This is a genomic window from Ruminococcus callidus ATCC 27760 (assembly GCF_000468015.1).
Lineage (GTDB): Bacteria > Bacillota > Clostridia > Oscillospirales > Ruminococcaceae > Ruminococcus_C > Ruminococcus_C callidus.
Genome location: NZ_KI260307.1, coordinates 1 through 8,631, shown reverse-complemented (window position 1 = coordinate 8,631; position 8,631 = coordinate 1). Strand labels below are relative to the sequence as shown.

The window sequence follows — 8,631 nt, the reverse complement described above, 5'->3', positions numbered from 1 at the left end:
TCTTTTTTTGGCTCACCTCATTTTAACACATACAATTTGCAGATTTTTTTCTTTTTGTGGGGTTTCTGCGGGGAAATGCGGGGATTGTCACCGCCGTTCACCCGCAAAAATCCACCGCTTGTCGCAAACTGCTTGAGGCGTTCTGCAAAATATGCTATGATATAGGCAACACCGCGAAAGGAGGAACAACGCCGCGTGAAGATACATATACAACTGGACAGCCAGTGCGAAGAACCGGAGATTCTCATTCGCACCGCCGCCGTAACCGCAGAGATTCGCGAACTGGTGGAAAAATCCCAGGGCAATACCGCACAAAAACGCCTCCTGCACCCAACCGTGCAGAAGGCGTTCCCTTGTATCGTTTTACTTCGAGAACCGTCCGTCCTCGTCCTTGATCTTGCTCCACATATACCGCAGCATCCAGCCGTCGAAGTCGGTGATCTTCATGGCGGAGCCTGCCATCATCAGAGAATTTTCTCCGCTGGGGAAACCGCCGGGCGGGAAGCCGTTGGATTCGCCTTCGCCGCCGTAGAAGTCTGTCATGCCGAAGCCGTGACCGATCTCATGTTCCAGCACGTGAATGCCTGTGCCATCCAGCATGTTGAGATATGCTGTATCCGAAAGTCGCTGTCCCCAGTCACCGCCGCAGCCGCCGATGTTCGGGAAGCCCTGTGTGCCCCACAGGTACATATCAAAGCGGCTGTCCAGCCCGTTGGGGTAGACATAGCTGCTGTCTGCAAAGTGGTCAAAACGGGAGATTTCCGACGGGGCACTGGGCAGCTTATCCGGAATGGTATCCACGCCGTTGGAGGTGTCATAGGTGCTGTCATAGTCGGAGATCAGGTTGTCATAGACAACTTCGTCCGGCTGCAGGTCTTGCAGAACGGATTTGTCCAGCACTGCCCAGCCTACAATTTTTACGTCCACGTGGTCATACTTCCAGCCGTCCCAGCCCTTGAGCCAATCGTTCCAGCCGTTGATGCTGTCGCTGACCAGCTTTTCAAGCTGCTGCCGCTGTTCCAGTGTCAGCGTCCGGTAGGACTGCCACCGTACCATATAGTTGATCGTACCGTTTCCGGCATCGATCTGGTCAAAAATGGTGTTTCGCCGTTCCGTGGACTTTTCCGCAGTAATACGGTTGTTCCAAATCCAGTCTGCCGCATAGGTGTAATCTGACGGGAAATCCGCCATAGTCAGATCCTGACAGGGTGCTTCTGTGGTGGTAGTCACTGTAGTTTCCGTCGTTGTCGTTGTAGTCGTAGATTCCTCTGTAGTCGTGGTGACAACCGGTTCCGTCGGCTCTGGTGCCGGCGGCACAATCGTACATGCCGGCACGGAAACCGGTGCAAGCGAAACCGATTCTCCCAGCAGATACTGCTGGAGCAGTTTCACATCAGCAGCATCTAAAACACCGTCTCCGTTGGCATCGCCCACAGCCTGCTGCATAAAGCTGACCTGTGGCTGTTTCACTGCCTGCCGCAGCTGCACCAGATCGGTGCCGTCCACAACACCATCATCGTTCCAGTCGCCCATGTGCAGATTGGTCACTGCCTGCGGTGTCACCTGTGCATAGACCGGCGACTGCACACCGCTGCGGAATCCCCGCAGATAGCCGTCCTCTCCGAATTCAAACTGCCCCGCATTTGTGGAGATCTCCAGCCTGTTTTTCTTTGTGTTTTCTGTCAGATAGTATTCGCCTTGGGACAGTGCGGATTTGATCGTAACGCCCAAGTTGGTTTCCGTGAAATACCACGTGTTGTAGGGTGCTGCACCGTCTGCCTCATAAAAGCCGACCTGTACACCCTCGCCCTCGGTGCCGCCTAGCACACTCAGATAGCGGCCGGTGCTGTCCTGTAGCATGTATCCCGTCCAGGTGTTGTACGATTCCGATGATACTGCGATCACCGGAACGGACACTGCCCCCAGAACTGCCGCAGTCAGGGCAGCCGCACAGCGTCGCAGCGTTTGTTTCTTCTTCATACTCAAATTCCTCCCGAACCGAAACGCCTTTCGGTTCTGCTCTCGGAGCGATCGCAGCACTGCACACGCTCCCATCTCTGATTTCCAATAGGTCTATTATAGCACATCAGAATCATAAATGCAACAATTATTTTCTATAATGAGGAATATTTTTATTGAAAGAACACATCTGCAATAACTCTGACAACCTGCCTCTTTTCAATCGCCCTTGGCAATTTCACCGGAAATCTGCATGAAATCTCGTACAAATTGCGGATTGCACCCATGCAGTATTTCATGTTATAATAATAGTATATATAAAGCGGCACTGTATCAGACGAAATTTGCGTCATGCTGTTGTGAGCTTGTGTAAGACAGGAGAACGTTTATGAAGAAAAGTGCAAGAATCGCCCTGCACTGTCTGCTGGCAATGGTACTCACCGTACCGCTGGCGGCATGCGGTTCGGATACCAAAGATACCACCCCGAAAAAAGATATGTCCACCAACACGCGGGAACAGCTGGCAGAATTGTCCAAGTCGGACGAACGGCTCACCGGTGAGCTGGAAAACAAGACGATCAAGTGGATGTCAGACTGGGACATCAACTCCGACGATACCGGAAAGACCACGCCCATCGAACTGGCAGTGTTTCAGGAACGCTACGGCGGACAGATTGAGTTCCACCAGACTACCTATGGTGCACGGTATGACAACCTCGCCAACGCCATTAACAGCGATGAGGGCATCGACTTTTTCTACGGCGGCAACTGGGACGCATTCCCCAAGGGTGCTGTCCGCGGCATGTTTGTCCCCTATGATGATTACATTGATCTGGACTCCGACCTGTGGAAAGACGTAAAGGCTGCCAATGATGCCATGGTCTGGAACGACAAGCACTACATGGCAATCGTAGAAGTCACCGGCGACCAGTGTGCCATTATCTACAACCGCAAGACTATGGACGAAAACGGTCTGGACGATCCCGCAGAACTGTTTGAAAAAGGCAAGTGGGACTGGGACGCTTTCGAGGATATGCTCTCGGAATTCGTAGACACCTCTGACGAACGCTACGGCATCGACAGCTGGTATTTCGAATCCGGTCTGTCCGCCTCCACCGGTGTTCCCTATATCGGACTGGAAAACGGCAAGCTGGTGAACAACCTGCGGAACGAAGCCATTGAAGATTACCAGAACTGGATGTACGGGCTGTGGCAGTCGGACTATATCGCTCTGGGTGTCGGCGACTACGGCTGGACCTCGCGGGACTACTACATCGGCGAGGGCAAGCTACTGTTCTACCCCTGCGGGCTGTGGGCACTGGGCACCGAAAAATCCCAGTGGTCCAAGACGTTCGGCGAGGACGTATTCTTTGTACCGGTGCCGAAGTACGACAAGGCAGACGAATACTATATCCCCACCAGTGTCAACGCCTACTGCTTCGTCAAGGGCGGACACAATCCGGAGGGCGTGGGCAAGTTCCTCGACTGCTTCCGGTTCAGCAAGATCAGCGACGGTGCACAGGAGATCAGCGATGAACAGTTCGTCAAGGACTACGAGTGGACCGACGAAATGATCGAGATGAAAAACAAAATGAACGAAATGGCTCTGGCGAATCCGGTATTCGACTACTACAACGGCATTTCCTCCGATGTCACCGACATTCTGGACAGCAGCGTCAACGGCATTCGTGCCACTTCCCGCGGAATTCCGTGGAACGAATCTGTCAACGCGATCTATGACCAGACACAGAACTTCATTGATGAGGTCAACGAAAAGAACGCTGCTGAATAATCCCCTAGTAAACCATAACAACTCTGAAATATTGCAAACAACCGCCGACAGAAGATTTCCTCTGCCGGCGGTTGTTTTTCCACAAAAAAGCCGGAACACAGGTGAACCCCATGTTCCGGCTTTCTGTATGCGATTAAATTGTCAGAGAAGTTCTCTCACAGTTTTTCTTAGTACATACCGCCCATGCCGCCTGCTGCCGGAGCTGCTGCTGCCGGTTCTTCCTTCGGAATGTTTGCAACGGCACTCTCGGTAGTCAGAACCATAGAAGCGATCGATGCAGCGTTCTGCAGAGCACTTCTGGTGACCTTGGTCGGGTCTACGATACCATTGCTCATCATATCGCAATAGGTTTCGTTGTATGCATCGAAGCCATAGCCAACCTTGCGGCTGCGGCGAATCTTATCCACGATGATGCTGCCTTCCAGACCAGCATTTGCAGCGATCTGACGAAGCGGAGCTTCCAGTGCACGGAGTACGATCTTTGCACCGGTCTTTTCATCGCCGTCCAAAGACGGAACCAGCTTTTCTACTGCCGGAATTGCATTGATCAGTGCAGTACCGCCGCCGGCAACGATGCCTTCTTCTACAGCTGCCTTGGTTGCAGACAGAGCGTCTTCGATCCGCAGCTTCTTTTCCTTCATTTCAACTTCTGTTGCAGCACCGACCTTGATGACTGCTACACCGCCGGACAGCTTACCGATACGTTCCTGCATCTTTTCCTTGTCGAAATCAGAAGTGGAAGCAGCGATCTGGTTCTTGATCTCTGCGATTCTCTCCTCGATTGCTTCCGAAGTGCCTGCACCGCCGACCAGAATGGTGTTTTCCTTGTCGATCACTGCCTGACTAACCTTACCCAGCATCTCAATGTTTGCATCAGCCAGTTCCATGCCCAGATCAGAAGACAGAACAGTACCGCCGGTCAGGATCGCAATATCCTGCAGCATTTCCTTTCTTCTGTCGCCGAAGCCCGGAGCCTTGACAGCTGCACACTTAAAGGTACCGCGGAGGTTGTTCAGGATAATAGTGGTCAGAGCCTCACCCTCGATGTCCTCTGCAATGATCAGCAGCTTCTTGCCCATCTTGACGATCTGTTCCAGCATCGGCAGAATGTCCTGAATGTTGCTGATGGTCTTATCGGTGATGAATACCAGAGCATCATCATAAACGACCTTCATCTTCTCACGGTCAGTAATCATGTACGGGGACATGTAACCGCGGTCGAACTGCATGCCTTCTACGACTTCGCTGTAGGTTTCCGCAGTCTTGCCTTCTTCAATGGTGATAACGCCGTCGGTAGAAACCTTTTCCATTGCCTCTGCGATCAGCTTGCCGACATTTTCATCTGCGGAAGAAATGGTAGCAACTCTTGCAATATCCTCTGTGCCGTTAACGACCTTGGAATTTTCCTGAATGACCTTTACCGCAGTGTTCACTGCCTTTGCGATACCCTTGCGGAGCACCATGGGGTTTGCACCGGCAGCGATGTTCTTTGCACCTTCGTGAATGATTGCCTGTGCCAGAACGGTTGCGGTTGTGGTGCCGTCACCGGCAGCATCATTTGTCTTGGTAGCAACTTCGCGAACCAGCTGTGCACCCATGTTTTCAAACGGGTCTTCCAGTTCGATGTCCTTTGCGATCGTCACGCCGTCATTGGTTACCAGCGGAGCACCGAATTCGCGGTCCAGAACCACGTTTCTGCCCTTCGGTCCCAGTGTGATCTTTACGGTGTCTGCCAGCTTGTCGATACCGGCGATCAGTCCGTTTCTTGCGTCTGCATTGTACTTAATATCCTTTGCCATAGGTCAAAACTCCTTTTCTCTGTTGTGGAATCGTTCTTGTGGGATCACTTATTCTGTGATGCCCAGAATCTCGCTCTCATATACCAGTGTCAGTTCCTCGCCGTCCAGCTTGACGGTCTGACCTGCACTGTGGCTGATCAGAACGGTATCGCCAACCTTGACTTCCATGGGAACGCGTGTGCCGTTCGGGGAGAACTTGCCTTCGCCGCATGCAACGACCTTGCCCTTTGCGGGAACGCCTGCCGGATTCTTGGTCGCCAGTACCAGACCGCCTACGGTCTTTTCTTCTTCTTTTTCTACTTTAATCAGTACTCTGTCTGCCAACGGTTTCATTGTCATGATCCATTCCTCCTGCAACATAACATTATCACTTGTTTTCGAAATGTGTTAGCACTCAATATTCCCGAGTGCTAATATCTATTTTACCAACTTTTCAGAAAAAATCAAGGGCTTTTGTGCGATTTTCCGGAAATTCAGACATTTTCACAAAAAATAAATCTTTCCAACGCTAAAACAACAGCAATATCCACAAATGCCCTGCCATGAAATCTTGAAAAAACAGCTGTAAATCTGTTTCTATGCAAAAATAAACTAACAAATACACGTGTAGAAATCACTATCTTCACATTTTACAATTTAAACATAATTGAGAAATAAAATATACACCTATCAATCACAGTGCTATAGTATAATAATATTGCAAGAATGTGACAGCGACCGACGGAATTTCCGCGGTCCTGCCGGAAGCAGCTCTGCTTCTCTTTTGTATAGCCCCCAATATTCGTACAAAAAAAGAAGCAAAAAAACAAATCTATTCTGAATTATGAGGAAGGCGTGAAAAATCATGGCATTGGAAAAAGTTCTTGTTGTTGATGATGACCCGAATATTTGTGACGTACTGCGGATGTATCTGGAAAATGAAGGATACAGTGTAATTCTGGCATACGATGGTGAAGAGGCTCTGGTAAAGTTTAATGCACTGAAGCCGGACATCATTCTGCTGGACGTAATGCTGCCCACTCTGGACGGCTGGCAGGTTTGCCGCGAAGTCCGCAAGAAGTCCAGCGTGCCGATCATCATGATTACCGCAAAGGGCGACACCTTTGATAAGGTACTGGGTCTGGAACTGGGTGCAGACGACTATATCGTAAAGCCGTTCGACACCAAGGAAGTTATCGCACGTATCAAGGCAATTGCAAGACGTGTGGGCAATTCTCCGGAGGAATCCGAAGTCAAGGAAGTTCGCTATGACAAGCTGTCCGTAAACATGACCCGTTATGAACTGCGTGTAGACGGCAAGGTCGTAGACACCCCGCCGAAAGAACTGGAACTGCTGTTCTATCTGGCATCGAACCCGAACCGTGTATACACCCGTGACCAGCTGCTGGACGAAGTATGGGGCTTTGAGTACTATGGCGACTCCCGTACCATTGATGTCCACATCAAGCGTCTGCGTGAAAAGCTGGAAGGCGTTTCCGACAAGTGGTCTTTGAAGACCGTCTGGGGTGTCGGCTATAAGTTTGAGTCTGAAGAAGAAGACTAAGTCCCGTGGAAAAAGCAGAACAAAGTCGAAAAAAAAGCCACCACTGGCTCCGCATCTGGAGAGCCTTCTTGATCCGGCTGCTGCTGGTCGCTGTAGTTCTCATTATTACGGTAACTGCACTGTCCGGTTATGCGATCTCCAAGTACAAGCAGGATTATTACAGCAATTCCATGCGTGTCTGCGATATTATGGCGAAGGATTTCACCGAATACAACGCCCAGAACCCACAGCTGGATCTCTGGCAGGAGTATATTCCGAAAAGTGTGAATAAAGTTGCCGAACAGATGCACGTTTTTCTGTACGTGTTCAATGCAGACGGCAGTTGCCGGATCGCAAGCAGCAACAGCAGCATCGCGGCAGCAGACCTGACCCTGAACAACGAAATGCTGGCGGGCATACGGAAAGGCGGCGAATACCTGACGGACAAAGCCTCCGGCAAGATCGATCATTCGATCGTAGAGCCGATGCTCACCCGCGGATTCACATTCACCCTGACGGAAAACGGCGTAGAAGCCACTTATTATCTGTTTGGTGCATCATACACCAAGCCTTTGAATCTGTATACCACACATCTCTTTTTGTTTATGGCGATCCTGTCGTTTACACTGCTGCTGATTGCGGGCGTTCTGATCTTTTATCAGGTATGGCGAGGCAATTCGCAGCTAGAACAGCTGGAAGCTGCATTGCAGCGTTATGCACAGGGCAACTACAGCCAGCCCATTCCTGTAGAGCAGTATACCAGTTCCAATCTGGAACTGATTGCCGCACTCAGTGCACAGATCGGCAGTCAGTCCGGACGGGCAGAAGAATCCAGCCGCCAGTTTGTGTCCAACGTTTCTCACGAACTGCGTACCCCGATGACCATTATCAGCGGGTTCGTAGAGGGCATTCTGGACGGCACTGTTCCCAAGAACAAACGCATGGAATATCTCTCTATTGTGTCGCAGGAAGTCCAGCGGCTGAAAATGCTGGTCACTTCCATGCTGAATCTAACAAAGTTTGATGCCGGCACCATTCAGCTGAATTACCGTATGTTTATCCTGAACGACACTGCATTCCGGACGATTCTGATGTTTGAAAACCGACTGGAAAAGCGGCATATTTCCGTAGAGGGACTGGACGGCGAGCCGATTCGCGTCTGTGCTGATCCGGATCTGATCGGACAGGTGGTCTACAATCTGGTGGAGAACGCCGTGAAGTTCGTCAACGACGGCGGCACGATCTCGTTCACCTTTGCAGACGAGGAAGACTGCTGGGTATTTGCAGTACGCAATACCGGAAACGGTATTTCCAAAGAAGAACTGCCGAAAATCTTTGAACGATTCTACAAGTCCGATGCCTCCCGCAGTCAGGACAAAACCGGACTGGGGCTGGGGCTGGATATTACGAAAAAAATCATTCACCTGCACCACGCACAGATCAGTGTCCGCAGTGAGGAACATGCCTATACGGAGTTCGAAGTGCGTTTGCCGCACGTAGAGCCGCCGGAACAGGAACACGAATGATATAAGGCAATACCGCACAAAGAGCGTCTGGCG

6 protein-coding genes are annotated in these 8,631 nt (G+C 50.9%); 3 read left to right on the top strand and 3 right to left on the bottom strand.

The genetic code is table 11. The features are described from left to right. Positions 1-363: 363 nt before the first annotated feature. On the bottom strand, positions 364-1,980 hold the full coding sequence (locus RUMCAL_RS14310; RefSeq protein WP_051343607.1) for a dockerin type I repeat-containing protein: 1,617 nt from the start codon (positions 1,978-1,980) through the stop codon (positions 364-366). A gap of 367 nt (positions 1,981-2,347) precedes the next feature. On the opposite strand from RUMCAL_RS14310, the gene RUMCAL_RS02185 reads away from it, so the two are divergent. Next, a complete protein-coding gene (locus RUMCAL_RS02185) occupies positions 2,348-3,751 on the top strand; it encodes an ABC transporter substrate-binding protein (protein ID WP_021680815.1) in 1,404 nt (467 codons plus the stop codon). 167 nt (positions 3,752-3,918) lie between these two features. On the opposite strand, the gene groL is transcribed toward RUMCAL_RS02185, so the two are convergent. Together groL and RUMCAL_RS02175 are read right to left on the bottom strand one after the other, a co-directional pair. Then, on the bottom strand, positions 3,919-5,550 hold the full coding sequence (gene groL, locus RUMCAL_RS02180; RefSeq protein ID WP_021680814.1) for a chaperonin GroEL: 1,632 nt from the start codon (positions 5,548-5,550) through the stop codon (positions 3,919-3,921). A gap of 48 nt (positions 5,551-5,598) precedes the next feature. Continuing rightward, positions 5,599-5,889: a co-chaperone GroES gene (locus RUMCAL_RS02175; RefSeq protein WP_040646611.1), complete on the bottom strand. Its 291-nt coding sequence runs from the start codon at positions 5,887-5,889 to the stop codon at positions 5,599-5,601. A 505-nt stretch (positions 5,890-6,394) separates the two neighbouring features. On the opposite strand from RUMCAL_RS02175, the gene RUMCAL_RS02170 reads away from it, so the two are divergent. Further along, positions 6,395-7,093, top strand: a complete 699-nt coding sequence (locus RUMCAL_RS02170; protein ID WP_021680810.1) for a response regulator transcription factor — start codon at positions 6,395-6,397, stop codon at positions 7,091-7,093. 5 nt (positions 7,094-7,098) lie between these two features. Continuing rightward, positions 7,099-8,598: a sensor histidine kinase gene (locus tag RUMCAL_RS02165; protein WP_021680809.1), complete on the top strand. Its 1,500-nt coding sequence runs from the start codon at positions 7,099-7,101 to the stop codon at positions 8,596-8,598. The last annotated feature ends 33 nt before the right edge of the window (positions 8,599-8,631 follow it).

Bases quoted from the DNA above. Each gene is read 5' to 3' on its own strand.
- groL (WP_021680814.1), bottom strand. From the start codon at position 5,550: ATGGCAAAGGATATTAAGTACAATGCAGACGCAAGAAACGGACTGATC.
- RUMCAL_RS02170 (WP_021680810.1), top strand. From the start codon at position 6,395: ATGGCATTGGAAAAAGTTCTTGTTGTTGATGATGACCCGAATATTTGT.
- RUMCAL_RS14310 (WP_051343607.1), bottom strand. From the start codon at position 1,980: ATGAAGAAGAAACAAACGCTGCGACGCTGTGCGGCTGCCCTGACTGCG.
- RUMCAL_RS02175 (WP_040646611.1), bottom strand. From the start codon at position 5,889: ATGACAATGAAACCGTTGGCAGACAGAGTACTGATTAAAGTAGAAAAA.
- RUMCAL_RS02185 (WP_021680815.1), top strand. From the start codon at position 2,348: ATGAAGAAAAGTGCAAGAATCGCCCTGCACTGTCTGCTGGCAATGGTA.